This window comes from Fibrobacter sp. (genome assembly GCF_045112255.1).
Taxonomy (GTDB): domain Bacteria; phylum Fibrobacterota; class Fibrobacteria; order Fibrobacterales; family Fibrobacteraceae; genus Fibrobacter.
On sequence record NZ_JBGUHR010000029.1, the window covers coordinates 1 to 13,474 of the forward strand.

Here is a 13,474-nt window from a genome sequence, read left to right on the forward strand (position 1 = left end):
CCGAACTTCTTGGAAACCACGTTCAGCACGCGGACAGCTTCTTTCATGACTTCGGGGCCGATACCGTCGCCCGGAAGCACTGCAATCTTGTAATTCTTGCTCATTGTTAATCCTTGTTTAAATTTGAACGAGATAAAGATAGCAATTTAGAACGTAGAACTTAGAGCTTTGTGGCTAGAAAAGTTGTTTATTTGATTCCGGCTTTATGATAATTATTTGGCCTATATTATACGCCAAATGAAAAAGTTTGTTTTTTCAGGCCTTAAAATCGGTAAAAAGCTTTGAATCCATTTGCCTGGGGGATTGTAGAAACCGGCTGAATTACATATATTAAGAGGGTATGGTCAGTAACTTTTGGAGGGCTTATAATGTATAATCACTGGAAAAAGCTTTTGCTTGCTCTGACGGCGTTCTTCTGGAATGCCTGTGATAATAATTCTTCCCCGACGAAATCCAATGATGCCCCTGATTCCAGTTCGAGTTCATTGACCGATGTGCCTGTTTCTAGTTCTTCTGTCTCTGAAAGTTCGAGTAGTGATGGGCTTTCCGAGGCCGCTCCTCTATATGGAATATTGATGCAAGCTATCTGCACAAGGACAGAAGGTGATTCTGTCTTAACGTGTTCTGACGGTGTAACCTGTGTTGAGTCTGTTAGTGAAACGGAAAAGAATAGTTCATGTTCTGAAACAGGGTTGTGCGCCAAATATGGTGTTGTTATCATCAAGAATAAAACCTACAATTGCGATGACGGCATGGTCTATAATGAATCGGAATTTAGGGCCCTTTACGAAACGATGACGGTTGCACCAAACTTGGATCGCGAATAAAAATTGTGCATCTTGGCCTAAAAAAGAAACTTGCGCTTGAGGCGCACCGCCTTTATCGTCATAGCGAAATCAAGGCGCATAAGCTCTCGTATTTTTTCTGGGAATGTACACTGCGGTGCAATTTACATTGTCTGCACTGCGGTAGCGATTGCGTTTCTGAGGCAATCCCTGATATGCCCCGTGAAGATTTCTTTCGGGTCCTGGATAGTCTAGCTCCACATATTGACCCTGCTGATTTTGCTGTCGTGATTACGGGCGGTGAACCTTTGATGCGAACTGACCTAGAAGAATGTGGCCGAGAAATCAAGATGCGTGGTTACCCGTGGGGGATGGTGACTAACGGACTTGGGCTAACTCCCGAGCGCTATACAAGACTTTTGAATGCAGGGCTGAAATCGCTTACGATCAGTCTTGACGGTCTTGAAGATAATCACAATCTGTTTCGTGGAAATCCGCATAGCTTTGAACGCGCTGTGCGGGCGATAAACATGGCCGCGCATACCGACGGCATTACGTTTGATGTCATGACTTGCGTGAATCGTAAAAATCTAAAAGAACTGCCCAGTATTTTTAATTTGTTGTTAAATCTGGGCGTCAAACGCTGGCGTGTTTCAAACGTGTTCCCCAAAGGCCGAGCCAAGGATAATCCGCTATTCATGCTCTCGAATGATGAGTTTAGGCAGGTGTTTGAATTTATCCGTGAAGCGAAATCGAAAAAGCTCATGAATGTGAACTACGACTGCGAAGGATTTCTCGGAAGTTACGAGCATGTTGTTCGCGATTATCCGTTCTTTTGCTGGGCTGGCGTGAATATTGCTTCTGTGCTATGTGATGGGAGCATTTCGGCATGTCCGAGCTTGCGGGGCGATTACATCCAGGGGAATATCTATAAAGATGATTTTTGGGATGTATGGCAGAATCGCTATCAGGTCATGCGGGACCGCAGCTGGGCTAAAACTGGCGAGTGTGAGGATTGCAAGTATTGGCGCTATTGCGAAGGCTCCAGCCTGCATTTACGTGATGAAAAGACTAAAGAATTAGCCTATTGCCATGTGAAACGGCTCGAAGCTGCGGGCGTCTGATCTTTTGTCCTGGATTTTATCTTTAAGGCTTTTCTGTTAACTTTGGTTGTTTTTGGAGTGCTGCGCTAGTTCTCGCGGGTGGAAACTGCGGTGTTCGACCTTGATGAATTCTTTGTCGATGTGCGTGTAGATTTGCGTGGTGCCTATGTCGGCGTGTCCGAGCAATTCCTGCAAAACGCGCAAGTCCATTCCTGCTTCTAGGCAGTGCGTGGCAAAGCTGTGGCGGAATGTGTGAGGGGACACTTGCTTGTTCAAGTGCATCGTATGTTGTTGTACGATTTTCCAGGCCCCCATGCGGGTCATCGGTTTTCCGTGCGCGTTGAGGATGATGTTGTCTGTAGAAGGGTGGGTGAGGGGGCGGCCCTCTTCGATCCATGCGCGGAGATTTTCCTTAGCCTTGGTCCCAAGCGGTACGAGGCGCTGCTTGTTGCCCTTGCCGATGGGCATAAGCCATTCGTTTTCAAGGTCGATCTGCGAAAGCTTGATGCCGAGTGCTTCCGAAATTCGCAATCCGCCGCTGTACATGAGTTCTATCAAGGCTGTATCGCGGAGCGGGTTCTTGCCGTTCGCCGCACTTTCAAATACGCTGTCGATTTCTTCGCGGGTCAGGTACTGCGGCAGGTAATGCCCGAGCTTTGGTGTCGAAAGCATCGATTCCGTGCTGTAGTCGTATTCGCCCTGTTTTTGCATGTACTTGAGAAACCCGCGCAGGCTTGAGAAATGCCTTGCGACGGAAGTGGGGGAGTATTCCGCTTGCCCAGCGCTGAACGTTAAAAACTCGTCGAGCTTTTCGGGCTTTAAATCCTTAAGATCAATCCCATTACGGTCTAGCCATGCGACAAAATGACGCAAGTCTTCTTGGTAGCTTTGTATCGTCACCGGGGATAGATTGCGTTCTACCCCGAGATGCGAAAGAAAAGCGTCTAGACGGTTGGAGTTGAGGCTCATTTTAGCACGCTATGTAAATTTAATCTTCTTCGTCTTTTTTTGAGGGCTTAGCGCAGCGGTCTGTAGCCCAGTTGGTCGACTTGAAGCAGGCACTTCTGGTGTAGCAACATCCGTATGCATTTTTATTGCCAAGATCTTCGCAATGGCAAGCAATTCCGTCACCTTCCTTCTCTTCGTCAACAAGTTCCCCGTTAGCGCAGACCACCATGTATCCGCCAGTGTGATAACTTGTGTTGATGCAGGTTTGGAGGGAATTGTGGCAAACTCCGAAGTAGGTACCCTGGATATTGCATGTTACGTGTCTCGTCTCGTTTGTAAGGTCGAATTCGAAATCTTCCACGCGTTCATCAGGAGAGGAGACTGGTTTGTGATTATTCCAGTTGTACCCGTGAACGGTTTTTGCGGCCATCTTTTTACTAGGAATCAGTTCCTTCCATTTCTGTTTCGTCTCGAAACTTCTGAACGGCGGATAGTCGGGGTCTTCTTCGGCAAGGATTTTCTTGCAACGTTCCTCGTCGTAGCAGGGGTTTGGATTGGAAGGCGCGCCGCCCATTGGCTCACCCCAGCAGGGATCACAATCAGAACATTGGTTTATGTCGCATTCAGCTTCCATCTTATCTATAGGGTAGCCTTCTCTACAAGCGACGGGGCACTTGTAATACTCCTTGTCAAACGGGTCGAACTTGTTATGGAGCCGTTCCCATTGTCCGTCGACGCACCTGTACATGACAGCGTTGTTGTTGATGTCATTGTCGCACCTCAGTTCGCCGTTAAGACATTCGCCGCAGATGGCCTTGTCGGTACGGCACGACTTGTTGCCGCATATGGAAACGGCTTTCTTGGCTTCGCCGGCGATGCACTCGTAGACGGTTCCCTTTCCGGCTTCATCGTTGGTGCATGTGTGTTCGTAGTTCGTGCATTCGCCGCAACCGTTGTCGCGCGGGTCGCAAGAGAAATCACCGCAGCTTTCGGAAACTTTCTTGCCCTTTTCGCAACGGGTAACAGTAGCATGGAATTTCTTGTCTTCGGAACAGGTCTGGACATCGTCGAGGCATTCGCCGCAGTCCGTTCCCTTTTCGTTACAGGAGACCAGGCCGCATGAGCGGTTTACGATAACGCCCTTTACGCATTCCTTTACGATGCCGATGTTTGCGGGGCTGTTGGAGCAAGTGTTTGTATAGCTGTCGCTGCATTCTTTTTCTAGCACATCCTTGTTGGCGCATTCCTTGCTCTTGGTGTTGCAGAGAACGCCTTCGTCACAAGCTGTTGTCTTGCAAACGCAGGCTCCGTCTTTCGCGGTACCGCCAGAAGCCTTGCACAAGTCTGCGAAAGTGGGGGTGGATGCCGCAGAAGATGAGCTGAGCTTGGGCTGGTTTCCGCAAGCGCCCGTGACCGTGTTGCAGACGGCACCTTCATCACATACATCTCCCTTGCAAACGCAGGCTCCATCTTTCGTTGTGCCGCCGGAAGCCTTGCACAAGTCGGCGAAAGTCGGTGTTGCAGAGGAGGAACTTGATTTAGAGTTTGAAGAAGCTACAGAGGAAGAACTTTTTTTGGAATCAGAAGATATATCGGAGGGCTTGCTACGGTTTCCGCAGACACCCGTGATTGTGTTACAGACGGCACCGACGTCGCAGAGTTCCTTGTTACAGACGCAAGCCCCGTCTTTTGCGGTACCACCGGATGCCTTACAAAGATCCGTGAAGGACTTCAGATCGTCCTTGACTTTGGACGAGGAACTGACCTTGCTGCTGGATGATTTGGCAGAGCTTGAAGATTCGTTCGTTGAGACGAGAATCCAGTTTTCGTTGTGGCAGTAGTAATCGGCGTCTTCTTTTTGGGCGTAAACGGTATCGCCTTCGTTTTCGTCGCCGCATTTTCCAAGTTCATAGATCGAATTTACTTTCGTGATGATCTCCCTTGGGAGTGTCTCGTCGTCGGAATCATCGCTACAGGCGACTAGAACAGTCACAGCCATAAATGCAACGAACAAAATATCTGAAATAGCTTTCTTCATGATTCTCCCCAATGATCAGGATAAAGAAATTTATTGACGAAAATTTAAATAGAAAAGCCAAGCATGTCAATTTTTTTGAAAAAAATTCGCTCTATCCCCTTGCCAATCGCTTTTAATATTTCTAACATTGAGCGCGTCCTAAGCGACTATGGATGATTAGCTCAGTTGGTAGAGCAGCTGACTCTTAATCAGCGGGTCGCAGGTTCGACCCCTGCATCATCCACTAAGCACTAAACCGCAAGGCTAGGTGCTGCAAATACAAAAGCGTCAGACAAAGCTAAGCGTTTTTGAAAGCGAAAGTGGAATCTAACGAACTTTGAAACTGCGACTTTTGATTTTTTGCAAAGACATAGCCAAAAGGCGACCTAAGAATTTTGGATGATTAGCTCAGTTGGTAGAGCAGCTGACTCTTAATCAGCGGGTCGCAGGTTCGACCCCTGCATCATCCACTAGACTCCATCTGAAAAGGTGGAGTCTTTTTTATATGTTGTTGTAATTTTTTTCACATGATGTGTATGGAAAAAGACTTAGGGGTTGTTTTTGTATTAGAAACTGGATTATTTTAATACTTTTTTTTTATATTTAACCTTAAGTAAGGGTGTTTGAATACACTACATAAAAAGGGTTTTTGAATGAAAATTGTTCTTCCCGTTGCTGGCAATGGTATCCGCCTGCGTCCGTATACGGAAAATGTGCCGAAATGCTTACTTCCTGTTGCTGGTAAGACAATCATAGATTGGATTGTTGAAGGTGCTCTTTTTTTGAAGCCTTCCGAGACGATTTTCATAACGGGGTATAAGGCTTCCGTTGTTGATGACTTTTTGAAGCTGAGACCGGAATGGGGAGCCGTACGTACAGTGCTCCAGTCGAATCCGCAGGGGCTAGGTGAGGCAATTAGCCTTGCTCTCCCGTATGTGAATGATGACGAACCGCTCTTGATTATCCTTGGCGATACGCTGTTTGAGGCTGACTTGTCTATTCTGGACAAGGCTACAGAGAATATTCTCTATACGTTCAAGGTTGCTGACCCGAAACGTTTTGGCGTGGCCGTGACGGATCAGGATGGCCGTATTGAACGCCTTGTGGAAAAGCCGCAGGAGTTCGTCTCGGACGAGGCTATTGTTGGAATCTATTACATCAAGGACGTCAAGGCTTTAAAGGATGCCTTGAACTACCTCATGCAGAACGACATCCGTACGAAGGGCGAATTCCAGTTGACGGATGCTCTTGAACGTATGATCCAGGGGGGCTGCAAGTTCCGCACGGCTCCGGTCGAAAAGTGGCTGGATTGCGGCCTTGTCGAGACGCTGCTTGAAACGAATGCACATGTCCTTGAACGCAATGAAAAGGTGGCTCCGAAGTTTGAAGGGTCTGAAATCATCATGCCCTGCCACTTTGGCAAGAACGTGGTCGTCAAGAATTCCAAGGTCGGTCCTAACGTGTCGGTTGGAGATGGCTGCGTGATTGAAAATTCTGAAGTCTGCAACGCGATTCTCTGGGACAGCGTGAAGGTTCTGGACAAGAAACTTGAACGAGTTGTGGTTCACGAATAAAATCGAAATAGACGCAATATGAGTCTATGTTTATAAGCCCCTTTTGGGGCTTTTTCTACTTTTAAAATATGGTTACGTTAGCTCTTTCTCATTTTGAAAAAAGTTTCCCGGCAGCGCTTCGTGGCAAGCGTCTGGGTGCGGTTCTCCATCCGGCTTCGGTCTGTGCCGATTTGAGTTATACGCTTGACTTGCTCAAGGATTTGGACGGCAAGCTCTTTAAGCTTTCGGCTTTGTTTGGCCCGCAGCATGGCATCAAGGGGCACACGCAAGACAACATGATTGAATGGGAAGGCTATATCGACCCAGAGCTTGGAATTCCTGTTTACAGTTTGTATGGTGAACATCGCGAACCGACCGCGGAAATGCTTTCGCATGTGGATGTGATGCTTGTCGATTTGCAAGATGTGGGCGCGCGTTACTACACGTTCATCTGGACGCTCTTCCTCTGCATGAAGGCCTGCGAAAAGGCGGGAATCCCGGTGGTTGTGGTGGATCGACCGAATCCGATCAACTGCGTGGACGAAGAAGGCCCGGTGCTCGACCTCAATTACACGAGCTTTGTGGGGCTTCATAGCATCCGCACTCGCCATGCAAAGACGATTGGCGAACTTGCCGAACAGTTCAAGGCAGAACGTTTCCCGAAGTGCGAACTTTACGTGATGCATATGGACGGTTACGATAAGCGCATGTGGTTTGACGAAACGGGACTCCCGTGGATTTTGCCGAGTCCGAATATGCCGACTCTCGATACCGCAATCGTGTATCCGGGTATGTGTTTGTTTGAAGCAACGAATGTGAGCGAAGGCCGCGGCACGACGCGCCCGTTCGAAATTTTTGGTGCTCCGTTTATCGATGCCGTGAAGCTTTGCAAATATATGAATGGACTCAAGCTCCCGGGCGTGTATTTCCGCGAAAACTATTTCCAGCCGACGTTCCACAAGGGCGCAGGGCAGATCTGTGGCGGTGCGCAGATTCACGTGACCGACCGTAATTCGTTCCGCAGTTTTGAAATGGCGGTGAAGCTGTTGCAGTACATTTTCAACGAGTACCCGAAGGACTTTGCGTGGAAGCAGCCTCCGTACGAGTATGAGTTCCACAAGCTGCCGATTGATATTTTGCTTGGTAACGGGACGTTCCGCAAGGAATTTATCGAGTCGAGTATTTAAAGCTTAAATGTGAGAATGCGCCGGACGCTGTCACCCCGGATTTATTCCGGGGTCGCCATACACGGAACCCTATTGCAGAACACTTGTATAAATGAAACTTAGACTTTCGACAGAAACTTTGAACCGCCTGAAGCGCTTCCGCAAGAACAAGCGCGCCTTTTGGTCGCTTGTGATTTTGGTGGTGGCTTACTTGCTATCGCTCACGAGTCCGTGGACGGTAAACGATGAACCGTTCTATTTGCGTTATAACGGCAAGAGTTATTTCCCGGCGTTTGCGCGTTACAGCGAAGCGGACTTTGGCGGCGAATACAAGACGGAACAGGATTACGCAAAGCTTTTTGCGGATGTCGCCGAATGCAAGCAGGATGAAGAGGACGGGTTCCCGCGAGCTGGAGGCTGCCCCGAGATGTGGACGCTCATGCCGCTAGTGCCGCACGATCCGCTGAAAGCGGATCTGAGCGAGGAGGGAACCCCTCCATTTGCGCCGAGCGCAAAGCACTGGCTCGGAACGGATAGCAATGGGCGAGATGTCCTTTCGCGCTTGATCCACGGGTTCCGCATTTGCATCAGCTTTAGCTTGCTCTTGACCGTGCTTGGAACGTTCCTTGGCATTGTGATTGGCGGTATCCAGGGCTATCTCGGAAAGTTCTGGGATACGGGCATGCAGCGTATGATTGAAATCTGGTCATCGCTCCCGATGCTTTATGTGGTGATTCTCATCGGCAGTATTTACGGCCGCAGTTTCTGGCTTTTGATTTTGATTATGGCGGCGTTTAACTGGCTTTCGCTCAGCTATTACATGCGTGCGGAATTCCTGAAGCTCCGCAGCATGACGTACGTGATGTCTGCGAAGGTGCTTGGGCTTGGGCATCGCCATATCTTTTTCAAGGAAATCTTGCCGAATGCGATGACGCCTGTGGTGACGCTTTTCCCGTTCACACTTATCGGTGGAATCGGAAGCCTCACGTCGCTCGACTTTTTGGGCTTTGGACTTCAGCCGCCGACGCCAAGTTGGGGTGAACTCATGAGCCAGGGACTCAACAACCTCTACGCTCCATGGATTTCCGTGAGCACTGTCGCGGCACTCTTTGTGACGCTTTTGCTCACGACTTTCGTCGGTGAAGGCGTTCGTGATGCTATGGACCCGAAGTCGGGAGATAGATATGTTTAATGCGATACGACTGAGTGGTCCATGCCAAGCGGGAACGGCTCGTATTAACGAGCCGTGGGAGCGCGGAGCAATTGACTCCAGATGTTCTGATAGCTTTTTTAAGTCAATTGCGGAGTCGTCAACCGACCCGAAGTCGGGAGATAGGTATGTCTAAATTCGGAGTTCGGAATTCGGAATTAGGAATAAATGCAGAAAGCGAGAGTCGCGACCAAGTCATTTCAAATATGAGCAAAGCAGTTCTAAGCGTTAAAGAAGTCTCGGTGGCGTTCGGGTTTGACAAGAATGGTAACTCGCGTGACGGCAAGCAGCCGTTGCAAGTGACGGACCGCGTCTCGTTCGACATTTTCCCTGGCGAATTCTTTGCGCTGGTGGGCGAGTCCGGTTGCGGAAAGAGCGTGACCGCGATGAGCATTTTGCGCTTGTTGCCGTGGCCGAGCGCAAAGATTGTGAACGGCGAGATTTTGTTTGGATCCCGCGACCTCGTGAAGCTCCCGCTCAAGGACTTGCAATCCGTCCGCGGTTCCGATATTGCCTGCATTTTTCAGGAACCGATGCAAGCGCTGAATCCCGTCGTCACCATCAAAAAGCAACTTCTTGAAGTTTTCAAGTTCGGCGCAGTCTCGAAAAGCGCGCAGTCCAAAAATGCGCAGTCTAAACAAGATTCCGCGCCATCTCGGGGGGCGCAAAACGATCCCCTCGACCTCATCCGAGAACAGCTTCGCTTGGCTGGCTTTACCGATCCCGATCGCGTTCTGAATTCTTACCCGCATGAACTCTCGGGTGGTATGTTGCAGCGCGTGTGCATTGTGATGGCGCTTCTCTCTAAGCCCAAATTGATTATCGCCGATGAACCGACAACAGCTTTGGACGTAACTGTTCAGGCTCAAGTTCTCGCCGTGCTTAAGGAGATGGCAGAAAAAACGGGAACCGCTGTTTTGCTGATTACGCACAACATGGGTATCGTTTCGCAGTATGCCCATCGCGTTGCCGTGATGTACGCAGGCCGCATTGTCGAAGAAGGCCCTGTCCGTGAAGTCATCAATCATCCGATGCATCCGTACACGCAAGGACTTTTGGCGGCGATTCCCGAAAGCCATAGCGACTTGCGCACTCTAGCGTCTATTCCAGGTTCCGTGCCGCATCCGAAAGACTTTGCCAAAGGTTGTCGCTTTGCCGACCGCTGCTCGCATTGTGCTGATGAATGTAAAACAGAAACGCTCCCGCCGAAAGTGGCAGAAGCGAATCACTTTGCTTATTGCTTTAATTACGAGAAATAACTGGACCTTTCAACCCTAGCGGGTTTCAAGGTGACGGAGAATCAGCGAGTTTTGGATCGCCTGCGCGTGTCGCATCTTGGGTTGCTCGAGAATCGGCACGTCTTGTTTTGCCTGCGCGTCGGCGCAATTTGAATTGCGCACGACTCTCGTGGCTTTTGCGATCCTTGTAATTCTCGTCTATAGCATTCCTTCTAGTGTTTCGAACAGCACGTCGGGTTGCACCGGCTTGCTCAAGTGGGCGTTCAGGCCTGCTTGCAAGCTGCGTTGTACGTCTTCGTCGAAGGCATTTGCCGTGAGTGCGATAATCGGGATGACCTTGGCATCGGGGCGGTCGAGCTTGCGGATCGCTGCCGTCGCTTCCAAGCCGTCCATTTCAGGCATACGCATGTCCATGAGAATGGCGTCGTAGTACCCGACTGGAGACTTCTCGAACATCTCGAGCGCGATCTTTCCGTTTTCGGCGTGATCCGTCTGGATGTTTCGCATCTTCAAAATCTCAATCATGATTTGGGCATTCACTTCCATGTCTTCCGCAAGGAGCAGCTGACGGCCGGAAAGTTCTGCCTTCCTCTTTGTAGGCGCAATATGCTGACGCTTTCTCTTGAGGATGTTTTTGAGTTCGTCCAAGATGTTCTTCGTGAAAATCGGCTTTGCGATAAAGCAGTCCACACCGGCGGCAAGCGCTTCATCCAGGACGTCGTCCCAGTTGTAGGCGGTGAGCACGATGATGGCCGTGTCGTCGCCGGTGACGGCACGAATTTGCCTTGCTGTTTCCACGCCGTCCATTTCATGCATTTGCCAGTCCAGAACAATGAGGCTGTATGGATTGCATCTGGCGTGGCGGAGCTTCACCATTTCGACGGCTTCTTTTCCAGAATTGGCGACTTCTGTCGAAATACCAGACTTTTCAAGAACGAGCTTGGCATGGTTCATGGCGACTTCATCGTCGTCTACCACGAGAACGCTCATTTCGCTTGTCTGAATTTGAATGTCGCTGGAATCGCTGTCGGAACGCTCGGAGTTCAAAAGTGTTAGCGTAATGGTAAATGTCGTTCCCTTGCCCTTTTCACTTTCGACTTCGATCTTGCCGTTCATCATGTCGACAATACCCTTGGTAATGGCAAGTCCAAGGCCGCTACTGCCATACTTGATGGTCGTAGTGGGATCTTCTTGGCTGAACGGTTCGAAAAGCTTCGGTAAATATTCCTTGCTCATGCCGATGCCGGTATCGCTAACTTTAAAGACGAGCGTCGATTTCTTGTCGAATGTTGTTGCTTTCTTGATGCTGAAAGTAACAGTCCCGCCTTGCGGAGTGAACTTGACGGCGTTTCCGAGAATGTTGATGAGCACCTGGCGGATCTTCATATCGTCGCCAATGTAGTAGTCATCTAAGTTGTCCGAAACGTTGCAGACGTAATTTAATCCTCTTTCGCTGCACTGGCCATTGAAAATGGTATTCACTTGTTCAAGCATCTTTGCAGTCGAGAATTCTTCGTTGTGGATGGTCATGCGACCGCTTTCAATTCGGCTCATGTCCAAGATCTCGTTGATGAGGCTCAACAGGTGCTCGGCCGAGGAACCAATCTTTTCGAGGTATTCCTTCAGCTTTGGGGATACTCCTGGTTCGTGGAGCGCAAGGCTGTCGAGACCGATAATGGCGTTCATCGGAGTGCGGATTTCATGGCTCATGTTCGAGAGGAACACGGTCTTTGCCTTGTTGGCTTCTTCGGCGACTTTCAGGGCGTCGATAAGAGTCTGGTTTTTGGCGAGCGATTCACGCATTTCTTCGTCAATGTTCGAGAACCCGACGCCTACAATGCGGATGGATCCATCTTCGTTTGTTTTGGCGGTTGCCATGCGGATCATTTCATAGGTTTCTTTGCCGTTGTGTATGGATCTGTAGCGTGATGAAATTAGCGGTTCTTTTTTAAGCGCTTCACGAATATGTTCCGGCTTGATAAATTCAAGGAATTTTTCCTGATATTCCGGCAAAATGAACATCTTGGCATATGTGGAGAATATTTTCCAGTAAGGGATCTTTTCGCCAATGTCAAATGGGATATCTTCGTCGGTGACTTTGCGGTAGCAAATGGATGTGTCTGTTTCCAGATCTACATAGAACACGCTCTTGTATTCTTCAGAAAGAGCGTTGATCATGTAGCTTTGCTCGCTTCTCTGGCGTTCCTGTTCTACGAGCTTTTCCTGGAGCTTGAGCTGTTCTTCAAGTTTTTTCTGCTTGACACGGTTTTCCGCATCGACAATTTCCTGCTCTAATTTAAGTTTTGCGTTTCGGCGTGTTTGAAGGATCGCTAAAATGAACAATATGACAAGGACGAAAAGGACGATGACCGCTATGATGAGGTTCCTTTCGACGATGCCTTCGGAAAAAGCTGCAAACTGTTCTGAAAAAACATTGTCTCGGACGAGGTAGGTGAGCATCCAGTCGGTTGATTTAACGGGGACGTAGTGGACTGTTTCGCGTATCCCGTTGAGTGTGAATGTCGCGGAACCTTCTTTGTGTACTGAAAAATCGGAACGAATAGTTTCGGTTGAGAATCCTTCATCGAAATTTGCCATTTCCATAGCGGTGAAAAGGTTCTCGTCGCTAGCAAAACCTCCGAGCACCATGCTCAAGAGCGATTTACCATCTTTTGTATATATGTTGCAGGAGACGGCTGCGTTGGTGTCGAGCTGGAGCGAGACTCCTTCGAGCAAGCGGCTAATGTTGATTTCCATAAAGGAAACAACAAGAGTGTGTCCATTGTAGTGGAGCTTGTTGATGGGGATCGCGACGATGATGGTTTTGTGTTCGCCCTCGATTTTCTTGAGCGATATTTCCGGCTTGGAAAGCGTTTTGTAGTCGAAATCGTATAGGTCGATGTCGTCGCGCGTTCCGTTGGACGTGTAGATAATGCCTTTGGAATCCACAAAAGCGAATCGTTCAAGCCCGTACACATGCTTTAAACGGTACTGATAGGACTGAAAGTTGGATTCGCTGGATAAGTCTTCTGGAGTTAGGTGATTTACCGCAAAGTTTAGACTGTTTACATAGTCTGTAAGTTTTGATTCGACGAATTGTTCTCGGCGGCTTGCGAGTTCTTCCATGAACATCGAACTGATATTTCGAACCGCAATATAGCCTAAAGCTATAAAACCTGCGATTAAGATAAACACTAGGGCGATGTTGCCAAAGGCGGTTTCTTTTGCTTCGCTGCGTTTACTCCACACCATTTTTCCTTCCTTTTAAAAGGTTATTATTACCAAATTTTATCCCAAGTGGGCAAAAATATAAATAACATATTGTAGAAAGTTGACATTGTAAGAAAAATGTTAGCTATGGCGTAAAAATGTAATAAAAATATTATCGATGACACAATATGTCAATTTTAGTAGTTGAAAAAATAGTAAAAATAACATGTTTTTTCGTGACGAC

At 48.6% G+C, this 13,474-nt stretch carries 10 protein-coding genes and 2 tRNA genes; 8 read left to right on the forward strand and 4 right to left on the reverse strand.

What is annotated here, in order from left to right; all coding sequences use genetic code 11:
- Positions 1 to 104 (reverse strand): isocitrate/isopropylmalate family dehydrogenase (locus ACJMM9_RS02965; protein WP_405323828.1); only part of this gene is annotated, 104 nt, incomplete at its 3' end.
- Positions 105 to 368: 264 nt separating this feature from the next.
- Here ACJMM9_RS02965 and ACJMM9_RS02970 point away from each other — a divergent pair.
- Entirely contained in the window at positions 369 to 827 is a 459-nt protein-coding gene (locus tag ACJMM9_RS02970) for a hypothetical protein (RefSeq protein ID WP_173355156.1), read from the forward strand.
- Positions 828 to 832: 5 nt separating this feature from the next.
- Positions 833 to 1,909: a TIGR04133 family radical SAM/SPASM protein gene (locus ACJMM9_RS02975; protein WP_405323725.1), complete on the forward strand. Its 1,077-nt coding sequence runs from the start codon at positions 833 to 835 to the stop codon at positions 1,907 to 1,909.
- A 36-nt stretch (positions 1,910 to 1,945) separates the two neighbouring features.
- Here ACJMM9_RS02975 and ACJMM9_RS02980 read toward each other — a convergent pair whose 3' ends face one another.
- A complete protein-coding gene (locus ACJMM9_RS02980) occupies positions 1,946 to 2,857 on the reverse strand; it encodes a tyrosine recombinase (protein WP_405323727.1) in 912 nt (303 codons plus the stop codon).
- A 19-nt stretch (positions 2,858 to 2,876) separates the two neighbouring features.
- Positions 2,877 to 4,874: a hypothetical protein gene (locus tag ACJMM9_RS02985; protein WP_405323729.1), complete on the reverse strand. Its 1,998-nt coding sequence runs from the start codon at positions 4,872 to 4,874 to the stop codon at positions 2,877 to 2,879.
- A gap of 150 nt (positions 4,875 to 5,024) precedes the next feature.
- Here ACJMM9_RS02985 and ACJMM9_RS02990 point away from each other — a divergent pair.
- From ACJMM9_RS02990 to ACJMM9_RS03015, 6 genes are all read left to right on the forward strand, one after another.
- Positions 5,025 to 5,097, forward strand: a tRNA-Lys gene (locus ACJMM9_RS02990).
- Between the two features lie 153 nt (positions 5,098 to 5,250).
- Positions 5,251 to 5,323: transfer RNA gene (locus tag ACJMM9_RS02995), tRNA-Lys, on the forward strand.
- A gap of 183 nt (positions 5,324 to 5,506) precedes the next feature.
- Positions 5,507 to 6,427 carry a sugar phosphate nucleotidyltransferase gene (locus ACJMM9_RS03000; RefSeq protein ID WP_405323731.1) on the forward strand — a complete coding sequence of 307 codons (921 nt, stop codon included), beginning with the start codon at positions 5,507 to 5,509 and terminating at the stop codon, positions 6,425 to 6,427.
- 68 nt (positions 6,428 to 6,495) lie between these two features.
- Complete coding sequence (locus tag ACJMM9_RS03005) at positions 6,496 to 7,593, forward strand: exo-beta-N-acetylmuramidase NamZ domain-containing protein (RefSeq protein WP_405323733.1); 1,098 nt, start codon at positions 6,496 to 6,498, stop codon at positions 7,591 to 7,593.
- Positions 7,594 to 7,684: 91 nt separating this feature from the next.
- Positions 7,685 to 8,764: an ABC transporter permease gene (locus ACJMM9_RS03010; RefSeq protein ID WP_405323735.1), complete on the forward strand. Its 1,080-nt coding sequence runs from the start codon at positions 7,685 to 7,687 to the stop codon at positions 8,762 to 8,764.
- Between the two features lie 146 nt (positions 8,765 to 8,910).
- On the forward strand, positions 8,911 to 10,041 hold the full coding sequence (locus ACJMM9_RS03015; protein WP_405323737.1) for an ABC transporter ATP-binding protein: 1,131 nt from the start codon (positions 8,911 to 8,913) through the stop codon (positions 10,039 to 10,041).
- Between the two features lie 177 nt (positions 10,042 to 10,218).
- On the opposite strand, the gene ACJMM9_RS03020 is transcribed toward ACJMM9_RS03015, so the two are convergent.
- Entirely contained in the window at positions 10,219 to 13,272 is a 3,054-nt protein-coding gene (locus ACJMM9_RS03020) for a response regulator (protein WP_405323739.1), read from the reverse strand.
- Positions 13,273 to 13,474: the final 202 nt, after the last annotated feature.

Coding starts and splice junctions, on each gene's coding strand:
- ACJMM9_RS03005 (WP_405323733.1), top strand. CDS start 6,496: ATGGTTACGTTAGCTCTTTCTCATTTTGAAAAAAGTTTCCCGGCAGCG.
- ACJMM9_RS02985 (WP_405323729.1), bottom strand. CDS start 4,874: ATGAAGAAAGCTATTTCAGATATTTTGTTCGTTGCATTTATGGCTGTG.
- ACJMM9_RS03020 (WP_405323739.1), bottom strand. CDS start 13,272: ATGGTGTGGAGTAAACGCAGCGAAGCAAAAGAAACCGCCTTTGGCAAC.
- ACJMM9_RS03000 (WP_405323731.1), top strand. CDS start 5,507: ATGAAAATTGTTCTTCCCGTTGCTGGCAATGGTATCCGCCTGCGTCCG.
- ACJMM9_RS03010 (WP_405323735.1), top strand. CDS start 7,685: ATGAAACTTAGACTTTCGACAGAAACTTTGAACCGCCTGAAGCGCTTC.
- ACJMM9_RS02980 (WP_405323727.1), bottom strand. CDS start 2,857: ATGAGCCTCAACTCCAACCGTCTAGACGCTTTTCTTTCGCATCTCGGG.
- ACJMM9_RS03015 (WP_405323737.1), top strand. CDS start 8,911: ATGTCTAAATTCGGAGTTCGGAATTCGGAATTAGGAATAAATGCAGAA.
- ACJMM9_RS02970 (WP_173355156.1), top strand. CDS start 369: ATGTATAATCACTGGAAAAAGCTTTTGCTTGCTCTGACGGCGTTCTTC.